The following is a 20,309-nucleotide window of genomic DNA, read 5'->3' on the forward strand; positions in this document are numbered from 1 at the left end:
TTTACCAGGTTGCCGGTCAGTTGCCCGGGAGGGTCAGCAGGTAGGCGGCGAGCAGGGACATGGCTGCCAGGACGTAGAACGAAACCTGGGTCCACAGGGGCTTGTGCTGCTGCCGGAAGGACAGGGCACCGCCCACCAGCAGGCCGGCCAGTCCCATCAGCACGATGGACCACATTCAGGCGCCGCCGGCAGGGTCGCCACTGCTGGTTTCTGTAGGCCGGCGCAGCGCGTCCACCCAGTTGCGCAGCAGCCGCGCACCGGCATCGCCTGACTTCTCCGGGTGGAACTGCGTGGCGCACAGCGGCCCGTTCTCGACGGCGGCAATAAAGGGCGCGCCGTGTTCGGACCACGTCACCAGCGGAGGGGCCATCAGCGGCTGGATGACGTCGAAGTTCCATTCCTGCACGCCGTAGGAGTGGACGAAGTAGAACCGCTCGCCTTCCACTCCGGCGAAGAGCTTTGAACCCTCCGGTACCTTGACGGTGTTCCAGCCCATGTGCGGAACGACGTCGGCCGGCAGCAGCTCGACCTTTCCGGGCCATTCGCCGATGCCCTCAGCCTCGGTGCCATGCTCGACGCCGGCCTCGAAAAGTACCTGGAGGCCTACGCAGATCCCCAGGACGGGGCGTCCGCCTGCCACCCGGCGGCCGATGAGCCTGATGCCATCCACGGCCTTGAGCTCGCGCATGACCGTCTCGAAGGCGCCGACGCCGGGAACCACCAGGCCGTCGGCGTTCAGGACATCTTCGGGCTTGGCGCTGAGGATGACCTCCGCGCCGGCCCGCTCGAGGGCGCGCACGGCGGACCGGACGTTGCCGGAACCGTAGTCGAGCACCGTGACGGTGGGCTTCCCTTCCGGGGATGCGGGCTTGCGTGACGCGGACGGGTCGATGATGGCACCGTCCTTCAGGATCTGGCCGCTCACAGGGCACCCTTGGTGGACGGGATGCCCTCAACCCGCGGATCGGGTTCGACGGCTGCACGGAGGGCACGGGCGAACGCCTTGAACTGGGCTTCCACAATGTGGTGGGGGTCCCGTCCGGCAATGACGTTCATGTGCAGGCAGATACCGGCGTGCAGGGTGATGGCTTCAAAGACGTGGCGGGTCAGGGAGCCGGTGAAGTGGCCGCCGATCAGGTGGTATTCCTGGCCGGCGGGCTCGCCGCCGTGCACGAGGTAGGGGCGTCCCGAGACGTCCACCACGGCGTTGGCCAGGGCCTCGTCCAGCGGTACGGTCGCTTCCCCGAACCGGCGGATGCCCGCCTTGTTGCCCAGGGCCGTCCGCAGCACCTCGCCGAAGGTGATGGCGACGTCCTCCACGGTGTGGTGGACGTCGATGTGGGTGTCCCCGGTGGCCTTGACCGTCATGTCGATCAGCGAGTGCTTGCACAGTGCCGTGAGCATGTGGTCGTAGAACGGCACGGAAGTGTCGATGTCCGAGACGCCGGTACCGTCAAGATTGATTTCCACGAGCACGGACGACTCGCTGGTGGCACGCTCCATACGTGCGGTCCGGGCTGCGGCCGCGTTCGATCCGGTGGAAGTCATGGTCAGGTGTCCTTTGTGGCAGGAAGGGTGGTCAGGGCGTCCAGCGCCGGTTCTTCAAGTCTAGGCGGGAAGGGCCGGCTGGCTGGCAAGGATGCTTTCCAGGGAGGTGAGGAAGGCTGTGGTTTCCGTCTCAGTGCCGGCAGTGACCCGCAGGTGCCCCGGGATGCCGACGTCGCGGATCAGCACACCCGCGTCCAGCAGTTCCTGCCAGACCCGGTGCGGGTTCTCCAGTCCGCCGAAGAACACGTAGTTGGAGTCGGACGCCGCCGGCTTGAGGCCCATGCGGGTCAGTTCGGACACGATGCGGTCGCGCTGCCTTTTGATGTCCTCGACGTCCGCCATGAGGGCTTCGCGGTGCTGCAGGGCCGCGAGGGCGATTGCCTGGGTGATGGCCGACAGGTGGTACGGGAGCCGGACCAGGCGCAGCGCGTCGGTCACTTCCGGGGCGGCTGCCATGTATCCCAGCCGGGCGCCGGCCAGCGCGAACGCCTTGCTCATGGTGCGGGAAACGATCAGCCGCTCCCGCCCGGGCAGCAGCGTCAGGGCGCTGGGCGTGCCGTCGTGGGCAAACTCGTGGTAGGCCTCGTCCACGATCACGATGGCCTGGCTTTCGGCGCCGGCTTCGTAGACCGCTTCCACCACGTCCAGCCCGAGGCCGGTGCCGGTGGGGTTGTTCGGCGAGCACAGGAAGACGATGTTGGGCTTCAGTTCCCGGACCTGGCGGGCGGCCGATTCGGCGCTGAGGCCGTACCCGTCCTCACGCTGGCCCTTAATGTATCCGGTGTCCGTGCCGCTGGCCAGCAGCGGGTACATGGAGTACGTGGGCGGGAAGCCCAGCGCCGTGCGGCCCGGACCGCCAAATGCCTGAAGGATCTGCTGGAGCACCTCGTTGGAGCCGTTAGCTGCCCACACGTTGGCCTCGTCCAGGCCGTGGCCCAGATACTCGGCAAGGGCCTTGCGGAGCTCGGTGAACTCCCGGTCCGGGTAGCGGTTAAGGCCGGCGGCAGCCTCCGCGACAGCCGCCGTGATGGCGGCAGTGACGTCCGGCCGGGACACCATGGGTGTTCTCATTGACGTTGAGGAGGATGGGGACATCCAGCTGCGGGGCACCGTAGGGCGTGAGGCCCCGGAGGTTACTGCGGAGGGGAAGCCGGTTCAGGCGTTCAAGCTGGTCATTCACCTGAACAGTTTAGTGGGAGGTGCGGTCGCCCGAAAATGTGACGGTTTGCGCCGGTCCGGGCGGGGTGCGCGCTCCGGGCGACGCACCTGCTGTTTGCGGACCTTCATTCATCCGGGAAATCTTGCCGGCACCTTTCCTAGCGCGTGGGAATGTACAGCTGCTGTCCCGGGAGAATCTTCCCGGCGGACAGGTTGTTGAGCTGCACAATATCTGCCACAACGTCCCTGGCGTCCCGCTCCGGCGCGAGGTCGGCTGCGATCCCCCACAGCGACTCACCCGGCTGCACGGTCACTGTGACGGTGGGGGTCACGGTGAGGTCCGCCGCGGAGTCGGAGGCCTTGGCGGGGGAATTGAAGAATCCGGCCAGGGACAGCAGGAGCGCCGCCAGCAGCACCAGTGGAATCCCGATCAGGACCACCTTGCCCCGCCGCGTGAGGCGCAGGGGCGGCAGCGGCGCCTGGCCGCGGCGTCCGCCGGCCGGCGTCCGCTGGACCGGCACCCGGCCTTCCTGCGCCGCCTGCTGATCCCGGGCACCGTTGCCGTGAACATCGAAACCGTGTGACCTGAAAGCGGATGTAGCTGACATGACCTTAGCCCTCCTGGACCGTGCTGCGTCTGTTGGTGTCGCCTGCTGGTGCCGCCCGATGGTGCTGCCTGACCGGCTCCGTGTTCGAACGGCTGCTTGCCTTGTTAGAACACATATTCGAATACTGCTTGGTTCAGTTTTAGCACCTATGGACGAATAATGTCGAGACTCGCTAGAACAAATGTTTGAAAAAGCAATGTGGCTGACCTACGTTTGAGGCAGGAACATCCACACCTGAAGTTGATCAGCAGGGTCTGACATTGACGGTGTGAACACTCAGTCCGGTGCAGTTGAAAGCCCGGTGGCTACCGAAAGGCAACGGCGAACATGGCAGCAGCAGCCACCGGGGGCAGGGCGACCTCGCAGCCGAAAAGGACAGCCAAGGGTTTGACGCCGCGGCAGAAGAAAATCCTCGAGACCATCCAGCGTTCGGTCAATGTCAACGGTTACCCGCCGTCCATGCGCGAAATTGGGGACACCGTAGGGCTGGCCAGCCTTTCCAGCGTCACCCACCAGCTCTCCCAGCTGGAAAAGCTGGGCTACCTCCGGCGTGATCCGAAGCGGCCCCGTGCCATGGAAGTCCTGATGCCGCTGACCCTCGACGGCGGTACAACCGGCAGGACGGCCAGGCAGGCAGCGGAACCAGAGGCGGCGGCCTCACCGGGGATCGCGGCTGTCACGGAGTTGCCCACGGCGCTGGACACGGCCATGGTGCCCCTCGTCGGCCGCATCGCCGCCGGCGGCCCCATCCTTGCGGACCAGGTGGTGGAAGACGTTATGCCGCTCCCCCGCCAACTGGTGGGCCAGGGCGAACTCTTCATGCTCAGGGTGGCCGGTGATTCCATGGTTGACGCCGCCATCTGTGACGGCGACTGGGTGGTGGTCCGGCGCCAGGCCGACGCCGCGAACGGCGATATTGTTGCAGCGCTCCTGGACGACGAAGCCACGGTCAAGACATTCCGCCAGCGGGACGGTCACACGTGGCTGCTGCCCCAGAACACGCAGTACGAACCGATCCTTGGCGACCATGCCACCATCATGGGCAAAGTGGTTTCGGTCCTCCGGTCGCTCTAGCGGGACCGCACGTCAGCAACAAGCCGCAGCAGTCCAGCCGATAAGGAAGGCGCCGTTCCCCGGAACGGCGCCTTCCTTATGCATTTCAGGTGCTGCCTAGGGCGTTTCCCCGGCCAGCCTCGCCAAGGCCGCGATCGCCGTCGTGCGGTCCGTCGTCGCCCAGAAGGGCGGCAGGGCGCCGCGCAGGAACCCGGCATAGCGTTCCGTGGCCAGGCGGGAATCGAGGACGGCCACCACGCCTTTGTCGCCGGTGGAGCGGATCAGCCTGCCGGCGCCCTGGGCCAGCCGGATGGCGGCATGCGTGGCCGAGACGGACATGAATCCGTTGCCGCCTGCCTGTGCCACGGCCCGGGAGCGGGCCGTCATGAGGGGGTCGTCCGGGCGGGGGAAGGGAATCCGGTCGATGACGACCAGCCGGCAGGAAACCCCTGGGACGTCAACGCCCTGCCAGAGCGACATGGTGCCGAACAGGCACGTGTCCGGTTCGTCGGCGAACTGTTTGACGAGGGCCGTCATGGTGGAGTCGCCCTGGCACAGGACCGTCATGCCCAGCTTGGGCCGGAGCGCTTCGGCCGCCTCCTCGGCTGCCCGCCGCGAGGAGAACAGGCACAGCGCCCCGCCGTTCGAGGCGCTGATCAGTGCCTCCAGCTCTGCCAGCGATTCCGGTGACGCGCCACGGCCCGGCTTGGGCAGGTGCCCGGCCACGTACAGGATGCCCTGCTTGGGATAGTCGAACGGCGAGCCGACGTCGATCCCGGTCCACGCCGGCGCCCCTTCGCCCACCAGGCCCAATCCCCCGGCGGCGGGCTCGAAGGCAGAACCGATGGCCAGGGTTGCGGACGTCAGGACCACTGTGTGCCCGGCGAAGAGCCCCTCACGCAGCCTCCCGGCCACAGACAACGGCGCGATATTGACCAGCGCAGGAGCGTTGTCGTCAGGTTGGGAATAGCCCTGGCCGGGATCGAAGGTTCCGGCGCGCGAGATCCACACGACCTCGCGGTTTTCCCTTGCCGCCAAAAGCCGTTCGGACAGTTCAAGGATGAGCATCAGCCGTGAACGCGCAAGCTGCCTGCCGCCGTCGGCCGTGTTGCTGCTGTCTCCCTTGGAGTCGGACAGCGCCGCCCTGCAGGCCTCGCGCAGCTGGTCCACGCAGTCGAGCTGTTCGTCGTTCAGTCCGCTGGGGAGCAGCCCACTTGGGACGCCGGCAAGGGCCAGCTCCAGGTTCGCCGCGGCGGCGTTGAGCGCGTCCACGGTGATCGCTGTGTGTTTGCGGGCACCCGAGGCAGCAGCGTGGACCATGGCGACGGAGAGCTGGCCGGACACTGCACCGGTGACCCGGTCCTGCAGCTCGTGGGCCTCATCCACCACCACAACGTCGTACTCCGGCAGCACCGCGAGTCCCTCGAACGCGCTGACCGCGAGCATGGCATGGTTGGTCACCACGACGTCGGCCTCGGCAGCGTCCTGGCGGGCCAGCTCGCTGAAGCACTCCTCGGCCAGGGGGCATTTCTGGGAGCCCAGGCACTCCATGGACGTCACGGACACCTGCTTCCAGGCACGGTCCGTCACGCCGGGCAGGAGCTCGTCCCGGTCTCCTGTGGACGTCTTTTCCGCCCATTCCCGGAGCCGGACCACTTCCTTTCCGAGCTGGGACTGCGGCCCGCCTGCGGCTGCGGCGAAGTGCGGCACGCTGGTGTCCTCACCGAGGGAGAAGAGCTGCCCCTCGGAGGGTTCCTCGGAGGGAAACCCGCCTTCCAGCTTGTGCCGGCACACGTAATTGGACCGGCCTTTGACCAGCGCCACCTTGACTGGCCGGTCGAGGGCCGGGGTGATGGCTTTGAGGAGCCGGGGCAGGTCCCTGCCCACAATCTGTGTCTGCAGGGCAAGGGTGGCCGTGGACACCAGCGCCGGCTTGTTGCTTTCAAGTGCGTGGGCGATCAGCGGGATCAGGTACGCCAGCGACTTTCCGGTACCGGTCCCGGCCTGCACCAGCAGGTGGTTGCCGGTCTCGATAGCCTGCGCCACCTGCCGCGCCATCTCATGCTGCCCGGAGCGGCTTTGGCCGCCCATGGCGGAAACGGCCCGGTCGAGCAGCTCGATGACGAGCTGCCCGCCGGCCGTTTCCTTGGATTCCGTTGCCACAACCTCAGGCATTGACGGCAAAGGTTTCCAGTTCGGCGGCCAGGCCCTCACGGACCTTCACCACCGCCCGGGTTCCGGCCTCGACATGGGACATGCTGATGATCTCCGCGTCCGAGTCGTGGAGCTTGCTGATCAGGTCGCCGCGGTTGTACGGGATGAGGAGCTCCAGTTTGACCCCGGGGCGCGGAATCGAGTCGCTGATGGTCTTCAGCAGTTCCGCGATGCCTTCGCCGGTGCGCGCCGAAACCACTACATGGCGCGGTTCGCGCTGCTTCAGCCGTTCCACCACGAAGGGATCTGCGGCGTCGGCTTTGTTCAGGACGATGATCTCCGGGATCTTGCGGGCGTCAACCTCGCCGAAGACCTTCCGCACAGCGGCGATCTGGCCTTCAGGATCCGGGTGGGACACATCCACCACATGCAGGATGAGGTCCGAGTCGGCCACTTCCTCCAGGGTGGAGCGGAAGGCCTCCACCAGCTGGGTGGGGAGGGACCGGACGAAGCCCACGGTGTCGGCCAGGGTGTAGCCCAGGCCGTCGGAGGTCTCGGCCTTGCGGATGGTGGGGTCCAGCGTGGCGAACAGGGCGTTCTCCACCAGCACCCCGGCATCGGTCAACCGGTTGAGCAGGGATGACTTTCCGGCGTTCGTGTAGCCTGCAATCGCTACGGACGGCACTTCATTACGACGGCGGTTGGCGCGCTTCGTTTCCCGGGCAGGCTTCATCGCGGCGATTTCGCGCCGCAGCTTGGCCATCCGGGTGCGGATCCGGCGGCGGTCCAGTTCGATTTTCGTTTCACCGGGACCACGCGAGCCCATGCCGGCGGCGGCACCGCCCACCTGGCCGCCTGCCTGGCGGGACATAGAGTCGCCCCAGCCACGCAGGCGCGGAAGCAGGTACTCGAGCTGCGCCAGCTCAACCTGGGCCTTGCCTTCGCGGCTCTTCGCATGCTGCGCGAAGATGTCCAGGATGAGCCCGGTGCGGTCGATGACCTTGACCTTGACGATGTCTTCCAGCCCACGTCGCTGGGAAGGGGCCAGCTCAGCGTCGACCACCACGGTGTCCGCTCCCGTGGACATGACAATGTCTTTGAGCTCCAGGGCCTTGCCCGAGCCCAGGAACGTGCCGGGGTCCGGCTTGGCACGGCGCTGCACGAGGCCGTCCAGCACTTCGGAGCCGGCGGTCTCGGCCAGGGCTGCGAGTTCCCGCAGGGAGTTCTCGGCGTCGGCCAGGGTGCCTTCGGACCAAAGTCCGGCAAGGACTACGCGCTCGAGCCGCAGCTGGCGGTATTCGACTTCGGTGACGTCTTCGAGCTCGGTGGAAAGCCCTGCCGTGCGGCGCAGGGCGCGCCGCTCTTCGAGGTCTTGCTGGTCGCCGTCGTATTCAGAGTGCTCATCGTCCAGGTGGGAGATGGCCTGGGCCTTGCCGAGGACCGCCTTCGCGTCGCCGGCACCGCCGGACGTCCTGGAGTTGGCCGGTACGTCCTTGGCGAGGATCCGGTCGATGACAGCTTGGATTTCCGCAGGGCTCATATCCTGGGCTGCTGGATCGGATCCGGTGTTGGGCTGGCTGGTCATGGTCTCCTTTGAAGTTTCGGCATTTCCAGAATAGTGCCGTTCGGTGGAATGTGGTGAAGTATTCGCGCTGGGCTGAGGGGCTGCGGTCATGCAGTGTCTCCTGTACTGGCCGCCGGGCAACGATGCCGCGGCAATGTGGGCGCCGCGAAGGAAAGGCGGCGGAGGGGGTTGGGACCGGCATCACGGCAGGAAGCACAGACGAATCAAGCTTCGAGTGTTGTCCGGCGTCCGGAGCAAACGGTGGAGTTTGGTCCGGTGCACAAGCGGAAGGCGGAAAGCCTGCGTCGCTGTGGGCAGAATCGCTGGCGGGAGTGGACACCGCGGACAAGGGAGCGGGACGGGCAAACGCCCGTGCCGGCTACTCGAAGATCAAGAACATGCCCTCAAGACTAACAGAGGCGCCGTGGCGCGGTTTCCCATTACGCTGCGAGGGGAACTACTCTGGCCAGTTATGGAGTCCGCACACTATTTCAGCGCATCGCCCGCCGGCCCCTTCACCCGGAAACCGCTGACGGTGGAACTCGCCGGAGAAACGCGGACGCTGCAGACCTCGAACGGCATCTTCAGCCCGGACGGAATCGATAAGGGAACCGCCGTTCTGCTGGCCGAGGTTCCCGCACCCGCAGCTACCGGCAACCTCCTGGATATCGGCTGCGGCTGGGGACCCATCGCCCTGACCATGGCGCTGAAGGCACCTCATGCGCAGGTCTACGCCGTGGACGTGAACGAGCGCTGCATTGCCCTGACCAACGGGAACGCCGCAGCGCTGGGCCTGTCTAATGTTGCAGCCAGCACGCCGGAGGCCGTGGATCCCGGGGTGCGGTTCGACACCATCTGGTCGAACCCGCCCATCCGGATCGGCAAGGATGAGCTGCATTCCCTGCTGAAGCTGTGGCTGCCCCGGCTGGCCCCGGGAGGGACTGCCTACCTGGTGGTCCAGAAGAACCTGGGCTCGGACTCGCTTCAGCGCTGGCTGATGGCAGAACTCGGCGGGTCCTTCACGGTGACGCGGGAGTCGACATCAAAATCGTTCCGCGTATTGAAAGTCAGGAAAGCGTCCCCGACGCCACAATGACGGCAGGGCCGCTGAGCTCCACATGTTCGTGGCCGCCGGCGCCTGCAAAGAACTTAACGCCGACGACTCCGCCTGGAACGTTCACGCGCCAGGCGTCCGGGGCTCCAGCACCGGCCCAGTGGCGGATTGCGACGGCGGCGGCACAGGCTCCCGTGCCGCAGGACTGCGTCTCCCCCACGCCGCGTTCGTGGACCCGCATGGTGACGGATCCGATGCCATCGAGGACCAGCGGCTCGGACGGAACTACGAATTCGACGTTGGTTCCGTTGGCCGGGACCGGTTCCACGGCCGGGGCGGTGTAGAGGCGGGTTGCTTCAAGCTCCGCGAGTTCGGCGAGGGCAACCACGGTATGCGGGTTGCCCATGCTGACTGACAGGGCCGGGCGCGGGACCTCCAGGCCTTCGGCGGTCACCAGTGAGTCCATGGCTTTCGCTGTGGCCTCACCGGGAAAAATGAACTCCCACGGTCCCATGTCCACGGCATAGCCGTCGGCGGTGCGCACCACAGTCTTCAGGCCGCCGCGGGTGCCAATGGCAAGGGCGCCGCCCACCGGAAGATCGATCAGCCCTTCAGCACGGAGGAAGTGGACAAAGACACGGACGCCGTTGCCGCACATTTCGGACAGCGAGCCGTCGCCGTTCCGGTAGTCCATGAACCACTCGGCCTCGGGGTTGGCGGCGAGGATCTCGCGGCCCTCCGGAAGGAACCGTGACGGCACGGCCCGGATCAGGCCATCTCCGCCGATGCCAAGGTGCCGGTTGCACAGGGCAGCCACGTGGCCGGCCTCAATGGTGTGTGCACCCTCCGGATCGGCCACCAGGACGAAGTCGTTACCGGTTCCGTGCCCCTTGGAGAAGCGCAGCCCGGCCAGCGTTTGAAAGGCGGTTCCGGTGGTCTCTGTCAGGGTTGCGTCCATGCCGTCAAGCCTACCGGCAGGCCCAATGGCACTGGAAACCGGACGCGTTCAGGCTACCGGCGGCAAAGGCCTGCGGCCTTGGCCAGCAAATCCGGGTCCTGCCAGTCGATCCACGTAATCCGGGGGTCGGCGCGGAACCAGGTCAGCTGGCGGCGGGCGAACTGCCTGGTGGCGATGATGGTGCTTTCAACAGCCTCAGCTTCGGTGGCGGAGCCGTCGAGGACCTGCAGGAACTGCAAGTAGCCCAAGGCACGGCACGCGGTCTTTCCGGTGCGCAGGCCCAGTCCATCAAGCCGGCGGACTTCAGCCAGCAATCCGGTGTCCACCATGGCATGCACCCGGGCGGCCAACCGTTCATGCAGTGCCGCGCGGTCAACGGACAAGCCAATCTGGACGGCAGGCTGGAAGTACTCCCGCCGGGGCATGAAGGAACTGAAGGGCCGGCCGGTGAGCTGATGGACTTCCAGGGCGCGGATGATGCGCCGGTCATCGTTCAGCCGTTCGGCCGAGGCCGGGTCCACGTCCTGGAGGCGGGCCCGCAGGTTCGCCGTGCCGTGCGCGGCCAGCTCAGCTTCGAGGGAGCGGCGCAGATCCGGGTCCGTCCCGGGAAATTCGAGGACGTCGAGGGCGGCGCGGACGTAAAGGCCGGAGCCGCCCACCAGGATGGCCCGCTTCCCCCGGGCATGGATGTCCCCGATCAGCTGCCGCGCCTGCCGCTGGAAGTCCGAGACGCTGGCTTCCTGGGTGACATCCAGGATGTCCAGGAGGTGGTGCGGTATGCCCCGGCGCTCGGCCGGGGTGATCTTGGCGGTTCCGATGTCCATGCCGCGGTAGAACTGCATGGCATCGGCGTTAATGATTTCGCCATCAAGTTCAAGGGCCAGGTTGACGGCAAGATCGGATTTTCCGGACCCGGTGGGACCGACGACGGCGATGACGGGCGGGGTGCCCATGGATCAGGAAGTGCGCACGGGCAGCGATGGCATGCCGAGCGAAACGCCCTTGCGCCCGTCACCGGTACCCGGTGCGGGGACACCGCAGGACTCGGCCTGGGACCTGTCCCAGGCATCACCCGCGCGGGAGCGGCGCAGGCTGTACTCCCCGGGTACGGGATCCGCGATGAGGTGGAAGGCGCCGGCGTCCGTGATGGTGACCGTGACGAGGTCGCCAGGCCGGGGTGCCGGGGCGTCGTCGGGGACGGAGAAGTGCACCAGCCGCTGGTCCCGTGAACGTCCGGACAGGCGGTGGGTTTCTTCTGCCTTCCGCCCGGACTGCGCGGTGACCATGACCTCCACGCGGCGGCCCAGCTGCTTTTTGTTTTCTTCCGCGGCGATCCTGTCCTGGAGGGCCGTCAGCCTCTCGAAGCGTTCCTGGACCACGGCCTTGGGCAGCTGGTCCGGAAGGTCAGCGGCCGGGGTGCCGGGGCGCTTGGAGTACTGGAAAGTGAAGGCAGTGGCGAACCGCGACTTCTCCACAACGTCCAGCGTGGCTTGGAAGTCCTCCTCGGTCTCGCCCGGGAAGCCGACGATGATGTCGGTGGAGATGGCTGCGTGCGGGATCTTCTCGCGGACCTTGTCCAGGATGCCCAGGAACTTCGTGGACCGGTATGACCGCTTCATGGCCTTCAGGATGCTGTCGGAGCCGGACTGCAGCGGCATGTGCAGCTGCGGCATGACGTTGGGAGTCTCCGCCATGGCGTCGATGACGTCGTCCGTGAAGGCTGCGGGGTGCGGGCTGGTGAAGCGGACGCGCTCCAGTCCCTCGATATCGCCACAGGCGCGCAGGAGCTTGGAGAACGCCTGGCGGTCCCCGAATTCCACTCCGTAGGAGTTCACGTTCTGCCCCAGGAGGGTGACCTCAATGGCGCCGTCGTCCACGAGGGCCTGGATTTCGGCGAGGATGTCGCCGGGCCTGCGGTCCTTTTCCTTGCCGCGCAGCGCCGGCACGATGCAGAACGTGCAGGTGTTGTTGCAGCCGACGGAGATGGAGACCCAGCCTGCGTAGACGGAGTCACGCTTGGTGGGAAGCGTGGAGGGGAACACATCCAGCGATTCCAGGATTTCCAACTGGGCTTCGTCATTGTGCCGGGCCCGTTCCAGCAGCGCCGGGAGTGCACCGACGTTGTGCGTACCAAAAACGGCATCCACCCACGGGGCCTTCTTCAGGATGGTTTCGCGGTCCTTTTGGGCCAGGCAGCCGCCGACTGCGATCTGCATACCCGGGTTCGCGGCCTTGACGGGCGCCAGGATTCCAAGGTTTCCATAAAGTTTGTTGTCCGCGTTCTCACGCACGGCGCACGTGTTGAAGACAACGACGTCGGCCCGGTCACCGTCCGCGGGGACGTAACCGGCGTCCTCAAGCATCCCGGCCATCCGCTCGGAGTCGTGGACGTTCATCTGGCAGCCGAAGGTGCGCACCTGGTAGGTACGTGGTGTGGCTTCATGTGGCAGGCCTGACACCGGTTCTTCGGTGGGGGCGCCGGAAAAAGGGGAAGGAATGGTCAAACTCACCTGTTAAGGGTACCGGCTGTGCAAGGTTGGGGCTGGCTCTCGGAGTCCCGGGCCAGGAAGGGGCCGACTATCCGGGCCTACGCAGTTGGTTGCGGCGCGGCCCGTCAGTCTTCGCCGCACTGGCCGGACCGGGAGTCCAGGACCTCGCCGACGATGCGGAAGGCCTGGGACGGCTGGTATCCCTTGCGGGCCAGCATCGACGCCAGCCGCCTGGTGGCCTTGTCCCGCTCTGCACGGTCCTCGAGGTCCGTGCCGGGACGTAGCTTGCGTTCGACGAGGGCCCGGGCAGCTTCCTCCTCATCCTGGTCGGAGAGCTGCTCCAGTGCCGCAGCAGCGGATTCCTCGTCGATGCCCTTATCTGCCAGTTCCCGGCGCAGTGCACCCTTCGCCAGCTTGCGTGATTGCGAGCGGCTGCGGACCCACATGTTGGCGAACTCGGCATCATCGATCAGCCGGGCATCCTCGAATTTGTCCAGCACCGATTCAGCAACGTCTTCAGGAATATTCCGTTCGGCGAGCTTCCGGGCCAGCTGGAGCCGGCTCTTGGCCGACACAGTGAGCTGCCGGTAGACGATGGTCTGCGCCACGGTAACCGGGTCGGGCTCGCGGTCGCCGAATCCCGGCGAACCGGAATCGGAATCGGCGGCGGGTTCCGTTTCCTCCGGGCATGCCGAAGGGCTGCCGGTCCGCCGGCGGCGGGTCCCTGCGGACCCACCCCGGCGTTTTTCGAAGCCAGTCAACTGCTAGAACCCGTCGACGGCCTTCAGCTTCGGGGAATCCTCTTTGGACTCCGCGTCAGCGGGCTTGACTCCGACGCCCAGCTTTTCCTTGATGAGCCGTTCCAATTCGGCCGCAAGTTCGGGGTTGTCGCGCAGGAACCGGCGGGAATTCTCCATGCCCTGGCCCAGCTGGTCACCGTCATAGGTGAACCAGGAGCCGGACTTCTTGATGATGCCGTGCTCCACGCCCATGTCGATGATTCCGCCTTCGCGGGAGATGCCCTGGCCGTAGATGATGTCGAACTCGGCAATCTTGAAGGGCGGTGCCATCTTGTTCTTGACGATCTTCGCCTTGGTCCGGTTACCCACCGAATCGGCACCCTCTTTGAGGGTCTGGATCCGGCGGACGTCGATGCGGACCGACGCGTAGAACTTCAAGGCCTTACCACCGGTGGTGGTTTCGGGAGAACCGAAGAAGACACCGATCTTTTCACGCAGCTGGTTGATGAAGATGGCGGTGGTTTTGGTCTGGCTCAGGCGTCCGGTGATTTTACGCAGCGCCTGGCTCATCAGGCGGGCCTGCAGGCCGACGTGGCTGTCTCCCATGTCGCCTTCGATTTCGGCGCGGGGCACCAGGGCTGCTACGGAGTCGATGACCACGATGTCCAGCGAGCCTGAGCCGACCAGCATGTCCATGATCTCCAACGCCTGCTCACCGGTGTCCGGCTGCGATACGAGGAGGGCGTCCGTGTCCACGCCCAGCTTGGCTGCGTAGTCCGGGTCCAGGGCGTGCTCAGCGTCGATGAAGGCTGCGATGCCGCCGGCACGCTGGGCGCTGGCTACAGCGTGCAGCGCGACGGTGGTCTTACCGGACGATTCCGGCCCGTAGATTTCGATGACCCGGCCGCGGGGAAGGCCGCCAATTCCCAGGGCGACGTCCAGGGCGATGGAGCCCGTGGGAATGACTTCGATAGGGGCACGGACTTCGTCGCCCAGGCGCATGACAGAGCCCTTGCCGAACTGCTTGTCAATCTGGGCCAGTGCTGCTTCCAGCGCTTTTGCACGATCCGGGGCTGCCGCCATGGTTGACACCTCTAATGCTTTCTCGATGGTGGCCTTCGCGGCCGTTTATTGGTCATCTCTGACGCTAAGGGGACCCACTGACATTCCGGCCGGATGACAACGGCTATGTGGATAACCCGCTGTAAAAATCATAGTCATATCCGAACAGGTATTCGAACAACTTCCCGGCGTGTCAGCCGAAAAACCGGGTGTGGCTGCTAGTCGCGGCGCGGTTTAATGTCCCTGCCGAGCCGTCGCTCCGCGGGCACATCCTGGACGTCGCACAGGGCGAGCCACACCCTGCGGGGCTCCACGCCGGCGGCCAGGGCCTGGTCTGCGGTCCTGCCGCCAACGCCGGACAGGACCAAGGTGCTGCTCAGGACGCGGGAATAGCCCGCACCGAACTCGTCGTCCATCAGCCGCCAATAGTCGCTCAATCGCATCGGAAGATTCTCTCATGCGCCGGACCCTAGAATTGTTGCCATGAGCAACTCCCCCGACGCCCTGCCGGGCAGCACTCCGACCGAGGACACCGTGGACTCCGCGCTGCAGAACGTGGAACACCAGATCAGCCTGTTCTGGCGGCGGGCCCGGGCAATCTCCAACCAGTTGTCCCGCGAGGTCCACCCGGATATGGAACCGGCCGCCTACGGACTGCTTTCCGTCATCCGGAAAGAGGGCACCATCCGGCTCACGGATCTTGCCATCAACATCGGCGTGGGCAAGCCGTCGGTCAGCCGCCAGATCGCCTTCCTGGAAGGCCTCGGCCTGGTGTCGAAGGAGGCCGATCCGCTGGACGGCCGGGCGCAGGCCATCAGGCTGACTCCGAAGGGCGAGGAGAAGATGCACGAAGTGCAGGACGCCCGCCGGCAGGTGTTCCGGGAACGGCTCGGGGAATGGCCACTCGGTGACCTCCAGGAATTGGCCCGCTATATGGCGAAGCTCAATGCCACCTACGAACGCGATGGGTTTCCCCAGGACAACGATTCCGAAGACCCTCGGGCCTAAGGAGCCGGTTCAGGGCCGAAACGGCGAAACCCCCGGCCGGTGGCCGGGGGTTTCGTGGGCTCCAGGACCCGTTACCGGGCGGGCAACCCTCAGCGGGCGCCGGAGAGGAGGCCGGTAGACAGTTCGTCGTTGAGTTCCGTGTTCAGGTCGCGCTCAAGGTCGCGGCCGTAACGCTGGGAGAATTCCTGCGGAACGGTGTCCGGTACGGCAACGCCTTCTGCGACTGCCACCCGGTCGCTGACCTCGCGGAGCATGCTGGACAACGGAACATCCAGGGCCGAGCAAATCGAGGACAGCAGTTCGGACGATGCTTCCTTCTGTCCGCGCTCAACTTCGCTGAGGTAGCCAAGGGAGACCCGGGCGCTGTGCGAGACTTCACGGAGCGTGCGCCCCTGACGCTGGCGGACATCGCGCAGGACATCACCAATTTCGTGACGAAGTACAACCATCTTGCGCTCCTTTTGTTCGCTCTTAGCCTGATCGGCGAGGCCCACATCCTTCCAGCGGACAACGCCGTTTACGGATACGGGCTGCTTTACCATCTGTATCGCCTTGCTCCCTCATAAGTCAGGTCCGCCGCCAAGCGAACCGTCGTGGTCATTTCATCCTAGGCGCCTCCGCTCTTCGGAAGCGACACAATGTAATAACTAATCGGTACCGGCTTTTGTTCCCGGCAACTTTACTCCCGGTAACAAGGGGCGCTGCCAGCCCGGCGCCTGCCGGGTCTGATCAGGTGAAAGTGCTTCGAGGAGCCGTTCCAGGGCCGCTCCGCAGGCCTGGCCCCGGATTTCGGGACGCGTCCCCTCGAAGTGGTACTCGTAGGCCGCCGCTCCCCCGGCGGTGGCAATGCCGATGTAGACAGTGCCAACGGGCTTGCCGTCATGCGGTTCGGGGCCGGCGACGCCGGTGGTGCTGACGCCGATGTCGGCGCCCAGGGCAGTCCTGGCTCCGGCGGCCATGGCGCCGGCCACACCGCCGTCCACGGATCCCACCCGGGCGAGGAGATCACCGGCGACGTTCAACACGGCTTCTTTGACCGAATTCCGGTAGGCCACCACACCGCCCTGAAGCATGCCCGACGCTCCCGGGGTATCAGCCAGGACGGCTGAAACCATGCCCGCGGTCAGCGACTCTGCGGTGGCCACCGTCCGCCCGGCCTCCAGCGCCTGCCGGACTGCCTCGCCGGCCAAATGGTGAAGGTTTGTCACGGCTGTTCCCGGCCCTGGTTGGCGCGCGCCTGCAGCTTGCCCCTGGCCCGGAGCCGCAGAGCCTCGACGACGTACTCCACCCCGGTCCAAACGGTGATCAGCACCGCGGCGAGCATCACCGCGAACGCCACCCACGTGAGCCAGGGCGCCACAGCCCCCAGCGGCAGGAGATAGAGGAAGATCGCGGCGGTCTGGACCACGGTCTTGAGCTTTCCGCCCCGGGAAGCCGGGATCACGCCGTAGCGTATGACGAAGAACCGCAGGCCGGTAATTCCCCATTCACGGACCAGGATCACCAGCGTTATCCACCAGGGCAGTTCGCCCAGCACGGACAGCATCACCAGGGCGGAGCCGATGAGCAGCTTGTCCGCAATGGGATCGGCGATCTTGCCGAAGTCCGTGACGAGGTTCCGGCTCCTGGCGATGTCGCCGTCGAGCTTGTCCGTGTAGATCGCCACGGCGAAGGCCACCACCGCGGCCCAGCGCCAGATCCCCGATTCGCTGTGCAGCCCGGGGGCGTCGGCGATCAGGAACCAGACGAAGAAGGGCACCAGCGCGATGCGGATCATGGTCAGGACGTTGGGTAGGTTCCAGACCCCGGCACGGCCCTTGCCGGCGGCGGTTGCATCAGTGCTAGTCACGTTTCTAGGCTACAGTCCCCGGGCTATCGACCGGTCAGTGACCAGGCGTCCTCGGACCCCTCGTCGTCGTCCCCGTAGCCGCCTGGCGCGGAATCGGAGCCGTCGTAATATTCGACGTTTTGCTTCCGCTGGTCCAGGTCGGCCGCCACCAGGTCCTCGGCGTATCCTCCCTGGGCGATGTTGGCGTTGGCGTTGTCGCTCAGGGCGGCAGTCTGGGCATCCGGCGCCGCGGGTGCTTCCTGGCCCTTCATGGCTGCCAGAACGGGCGCGAGGTCGTCCGGCTTGACCAGGACGTCACGGGCCTTTGAGCCTTCGGACGGTCCCACCACGCCCCTGGACTCGAGGAGGTCCATCAGGCGGCCGGCCTTGGCGAAGCCCACCCGCAGCTTGCGTTGCAGCATGGAGGTGGAGCCGAACTGGGTAGTGACCACCAGCTCGGTGGCCTGCAGCAGCACCTCGAGGTCGTCCCCGATGTCGTCGTCGATCTGCTTCTTTTCCGCTTCGGGGGCGACGTCGTCGCGGTAGACGGCCTGCAGCTGTCCCTTGACGTGTTCCACCACCTTGTGGATTTCGGACTCGGTGACCCAGGCGCCCTGGACGCGCATGGCCTTTGAGGCGCCCATGGGCAGGAAGAGCGCGTCGCCCTGGCCGATCAGCTTCTCGGCGCCGGGCTGGTCCAGGACAACGCGGGAGTCCGTCACGGAGGACGTGGCAAAGGCCATCCGCGAGGGCACGTTGGCTTTGATCAGGCCGGTCACCACGTCCACGGAGGGCCGCTGGGTGGCCAGCACCAGGTGGATGCCGGCCGCACGGGCCAGCTGGGTGATGCGGACGATCGAGTCTTCGACGTCGCGCGGAGCCACCATCATGAGGTCGGCGAGTTCGTCCACGATCACCAGCAGGTACGGGTAGGGGCGGATCACCCGTTTGGAGTCGGGCGGCGGCTGCACCTTGCCTGCGCGGACGGCCTTGTTGAAGTCGTCGATGTGCTTGAAGCCGTAGTTGGCGAGGTCGTCGTAGCGGGCGTCCATCTCGCGGACCACCCATTGGAGGGCCTCGGCGGCCTTCTTCGGGTTGGTGATGATGGGCGTGATGAGGTGCGGAACGCCTTCGTAGGCGGTCAGTTCCACGCGTTTGGGGTCAACCATCACCATGCGCACCTCATCGGGGGTGGAGCGCATCAGGATGGAGGTGATCATCGAGTTCACGAACGACGACTTGCCGGCACCGGTGGCACCGGCCACCAGGAGGTGGGGCATCTTGGCGAGGTTGGCCACCACGTAGCCGCCTTCGACGTCCTTGCCAACGCCCATGACCATCGGGTGGTCCGTCCTGCGGGCGTTCTGGCTGCGCAGCACGTCACCCAGGGACACGGTCTCACGGTCGGTGTTGGGGATCTCGATGCCGATGGCGGACTTGCCCGGGATGGGGCTGAGGATGCGGACGTCGCTGGAGGCCACTGCGTAGGAGATGTTCTTGGACAGCGCCGTAACGCGCTCCACCTTGGTCCCCGGCGAGAGTTCGATCTCGTACCGGGTCACAGTGGGGCCGCGGCTGAAGCCCGTCACGGTGGCATCGACGTTGAACTGCGTCAGGGTGTCCGTCAAGGCGGCGACGACGGCGTCGTTGGCCTCGGTGCGCTCCTTCGGGATGGAGCCCGGCGTGAGGAAGTCCGAGGCAGGGAGCGTGTAGGTCACGTCCCCGGCGAGGGAGAGCTGCTCGGTCCGCTGAGGGATGGGCACGGGCGGCGGCGCGGGCGCCACCGGGTTTGCGGGCACCGTGGGTGCCGTGGCCGGTTTCCCGGGCGCGGCGGCGCCGGGGATGACCAGCGGAATAGCCTCAGTGGCGTTCTCCGGCGGCGCCGCCTGCGAAGCGGTGCCCAGGCCCTGGGCCGCTTTGATCTTTTCGACGGCGATCTCCGCCTGGGTGGGCCGGCGGACGCCGGGAGCGGGCCGCGGCGGCTGTGGCTCGTCGTCGTCGATGACCGCGTGCTCAAAGGCTTCGTCGCCCACATAGCCCTCAAGGCCGGCGTCGGGATCTTCGTCCTTGCCGAAGAGGCGCCGCTTCTTCTTCTTGGGCGCGGCAGGCGCGGGCCGGTCCAGGTAGCTGCGGTCATGGGTGTCCCCGGCCTGCTCCTGTTCCATCAGGTCGATGCCCATGAGGTGTTCGTAGGCTCCGCGCAGGCGGCGCGGGATGGCCGTGAACGGCGTGGCGGTGATGATGAGCAGGGAGATGAACGCCAGGACTCCGTAGAGGACCGTCGGCACGGCGGGGTGGATGGCTGCCAGGGGCGTCGCCACGAGGAAACCCAGCATGCCGCCCGCCTGGCGGAGGCCGTCGAAGCCGTCTGCGACAGTGGGCTGGCCGCCCAGGATATGCGCCAGGCCGGAGCCGGCGAACGTCATGACCAGGAATCCGATGCCTACCCGGTTGTTGCCGCGGCCGTCCGATGGCACCCGGAAAAGCCGGAAGGCACAGACAAAGAGCATGAGGGGCAGCAGCAGGGAGATCCACCCGAAGGTGCCGTTCACCACCGCGTAGACGGCGTCCGGGAACCACCCGGTCAGGCCCCACCAGGCAAACGTGGCGATGAAGACGCCCAGGGCGAGGTTGAACAGGGCGGCGCCGTCGCGGCGTTCCTCGGCGGGGATGTCGCTGACGTCGTGGCCGATCCGCCGGACTCCGCCGCCCACCATGTGCCCCAGCCCCAGCCAGGCGCCGCCAACCACCCTCGCCAGCCACGGCTGGTGGTGTTCGACGGCGGGGAGCTGGCGGGTGCGCGCGGTGCTGGACGAGCCGCCGCGCGGGGTCTTGCCTGCTGGTGAGCCGGTTCCGCGGCCTGTGGAGCTGCCGGCTTTGCTGCCGGAGCCGCCCCTGCCGGTACCTTTGGGCGCGGAAGTAGTACGTGTGGCCATGCTGTTCACGCTACCGGAACCAAGCCCTGAATCCGGGGATATCCGGCCGCCCGGCCCCCGCAATATAGGTGGGCACGGGATAGGCAAAGGGCCCGGTTCCACCGGAACCGGGCCCTTTGCCTCCCACCCGCTGGGGTTGGAACCGCTGC

The 20,309-nt window shown here is 66.4% G+C and carries 19 protein-coding genes and 1 pseudogene; 3 read left to right on the plus strand and 17 right to left on the minus strand.

Annotated features, from left to right (window positions below; translation table 11 throughout):
- Positions 1-16: 16 nt before the first annotated feature.
- The 5 genes and pseudogenes from OVA06_RS11035 to OVA06_RS11055 form a co-directional block, all read right to left on the minus strand.
- The gene (locus OVA06_RS11035) at positions 17-175 is read right to left on the minus strand and encodes a hypothetical protein (protein ID WP_200937892.1); all 159 of its coding nucleotides are present in this window, start codon (positions 173-175) and stop codon (positions 17-19) included.
- Positions 176-925, minus strand: coding sequence for an imidazole glycerol phosphate synthase subunit HisH (hisH, locus tag OVA06_RS11040; RefSeq protein ID WP_056083274.1), 750 nt, complete (start codon positions 923-925; stop codon positions 176-178).
- Positions 922-1,548, minus strand: coding sequence for an imidazoleglycerol-phosphate dehydratase HisB (gene hisB / locus OVA06_RS11045; RefSeq protein ID WP_015936684.1), 627 nt, complete (start codon positions 1,546-1,548; stop codon positions 922-924). Before hisB ends, hisH begins: the two co-directional genes overlap by 4 nt.
- Before the next feature lie 60 nt (positions 1,549-1,608).
- Positions 1,609-2,728, minus strand: a pseudogene (locus tag OVA06_RS11050) (histidinol-phosphate transaminase).
- Between the two features lie 136 nt (positions 2,729-2,864).
- Positions 2,865-3,314, minus strand: coding sequence for a LysM peptidoglycan-binding domain-containing protein (locus OVA06_RS11055; protein WP_235501567.1), 450 nt, complete (start codon positions 3,312-3,314; stop codon positions 2,865-2,867).
- Positions 3,315-3,641: 327 nt separating this feature from the next.
- Between OVA06_RS11055 and lexA the strand changes: the two genes are divergently transcribed.
- The gene (lexA, locus tag OVA06_RS11060) at positions 3,642-4,388 is read left to right on the plus strand and encodes a transcriptional repressor LexA (protein ID WP_268158278.1); all 747 of its coding nucleotides are present in this window, start codon (positions 3,642-3,644) and stop codon (positions 4,386-4,388) included.
- 96 nt (positions 4,389-4,484) lie between these two features.
- Here lexA and OVA06_RS11065 read toward each other — a convergent pair whose 3' ends face one another.
- Positions 4,485-6,542, minus strand: coding sequence for an ATP-dependent DNA helicase (locus tag OVA06_RS11065; protein ID WP_268158281.1), 2,058 nt, complete (start codon positions 6,540-6,542; stop codon positions 4,485-4,487).
- Complete coding sequence (gene hflX / locus OVA06_RS11070; protein ID WP_268158283.1) at positions 6,535-8,106, minus strand: GTPase HflX; 1,572 nt, start codon at positions 8,104-8,106, stop codon at positions 6,535-6,537. Before hflX ends, OVA06_RS11065 begins: the two co-directional genes overlap by 8 nt.
- Positions 8,107-8,557: 451 nt before the next feature.
- Between hflX and OVA06_RS11075 the strand changes: the two genes are divergently transcribed.
- The gene (locus OVA06_RS11075) at positions 8,558-9,181 is read left to right on the plus strand and encodes a class I SAM-dependent methyltransferase (RefSeq protein WP_261619645.1); all 624 of its coding nucleotides are present in this window, start codon (positions 8,558-8,560) and stop codon (positions 9,179-9,181) included.
- Here OVA06_RS11075 and dapF read toward each other — a convergent pair.
- The 6 genes from dapF to OVA06_RS11105 form a co-directional block, all read right to left on the minus strand.
- Positions 9,153-10,097, minus strand: a complete 945-nt coding sequence (gene dapF / locus OVA06_RS11080) for a diaminopimelate epimerase (protein WP_056083293.1) — start codon at positions 10,095-10,097, stop codon at positions 9,153-9,155. The genes OVA06_RS11075 and dapF overlap by 29 nt on opposite strands.
- Before the next feature lie 53 nt (positions 10,098-10,150).
- Positions 10,151-11,050 carry a tRNA (adenosine(37)-N6)-dimethylallyltransferase MiaA gene (gene miaA, locus OVA06_RS11085; RefSeq protein WP_261619644.1) on the minus strand — a complete coding sequence of 300 codons (900 nt, stop codon included), beginning with the start codon at positions 11,048-11,050 and terminating at the stop codon, positions 10,151-10,153.
- A gap of 3 nt (positions 11,051-11,053) precedes the next feature.
- Positions 11,054-12,607, minus strand: a complete 1,554-nt coding sequence (gene miaB / locus OVA06_RS11090; protein WP_082497463.1) for a tRNA (N6-isopentenyl adenosine(37)-C2)-methylthiotransferase MiaB — start codon at positions 12,605-12,607, stop codon at positions 11,054-11,056.
- Positions 12,608-12,711: 104 nt separating this feature from the next.
- A complete protein-coding gene (locus OVA06_RS11095; RefSeq protein WP_442793542.1) occupies positions 12,712-13,347 on the minus strand; it encodes a regulatory protein RecX in 636 nt (211 codons plus the stop codon).
- Between the two features lie 3 nt (positions 13,348-13,350).
- Complete coding sequence (gene recA, locus OVA06_RS11100; RefSeq protein ID WP_056083303.1) at positions 13,351-14,409, minus strand: recombinase RecA; 1,059 nt, start codon at positions 14,407-14,409, stop codon at positions 13,351-13,353.
- Between the two features lie 197 nt (positions 14,410-14,606).
- Entirely contained in the window at positions 14,607-14,831 is a 225-nt protein-coding gene (locus OVA06_RS11105; protein ID WP_015936672.1) for a DUF3046 domain-containing protein, read from the minus strand.
- Positions 14,832-14,871: 40 nt separating this feature from the next.
- On the opposite strand from OVA06_RS11105, the gene OVA06_RS11110 reads away from it, so the two are divergent.
- A complete protein-coding gene (locus OVA06_RS11110; protein WP_056083304.1) occupies positions 14,872-15,396 on the plus strand; it encodes a MarR family winged helix-turn-helix transcriptional regulator in 525 nt (174 codons plus the stop codon).
- An 89-nt stretch (positions 15,397-15,485) separates the two neighbouring features.
- On the opposite strand, the gene OVA06_RS11115 is transcribed toward OVA06_RS11110, so the two are convergent.
- From OVA06_RS11115 to OVA06_RS11130, 4 genes are all read right to left on the minus strand, one after another.
- A complete protein-coding gene (locus OVA06_RS11115) occupies positions 15,486-15,938 on the minus strand; it encodes a helix-turn-helix domain-containing protein (RefSeq protein WP_043793869.1) in 453 nt (150 codons plus the stop codon).
- 105 nt (positions 15,939-16,043) lie between these two features.
- Positions 16,044-16,604 (minus strand): CinA family protein, encoded by a 561-nt coding sequence (locus tag OVA06_RS11120; RefSeq protein ID WP_056083306.1) that lies wholly within the window; start codon positions 16,602-16,604, stop codon positions 16,044-16,046.
- Positions 16,601-17,245: a CDP-diacylglycerol--glycerol-3-phosphate 3-phosphatidyltransferase gene (pgsA, locus tag OVA06_RS11125; RefSeq protein WP_268158290.1), complete on the minus strand. Its 645-nt coding sequence runs from the start codon at positions 17,243-17,245 to the stop codon at positions 16,601-16,603. The genes OVA06_RS11120 and pgsA overlap by 4 nt, the downstream gene beginning before the upstream one ends.
- A gap of 23 nt (positions 17,246-17,268) precedes the next feature.
- Positions 17,269-20,160: an FtsK/SpoIIIE family DNA translocase gene (locus OVA06_RS11130; RefSeq protein ID WP_268158292.1), complete on the minus strand. Its 2,892-nt coding sequence runs from the start codon at positions 20,158-20,160 to the stop codon at positions 17,269-17,271.
- Between the last annotated feature and the right edge of the window lie 149 nt (positions 20,161-20,309).

It is taken from the genome of Pseudarthrobacter sp. SL88 (assembly GCF_026672455.1).
Classification (GTDB): domain Bacteria; phylum Actinomycetota; class Actinomycetes; order Actinomycetales; family Micrococcaceae; genus Arthrobacter.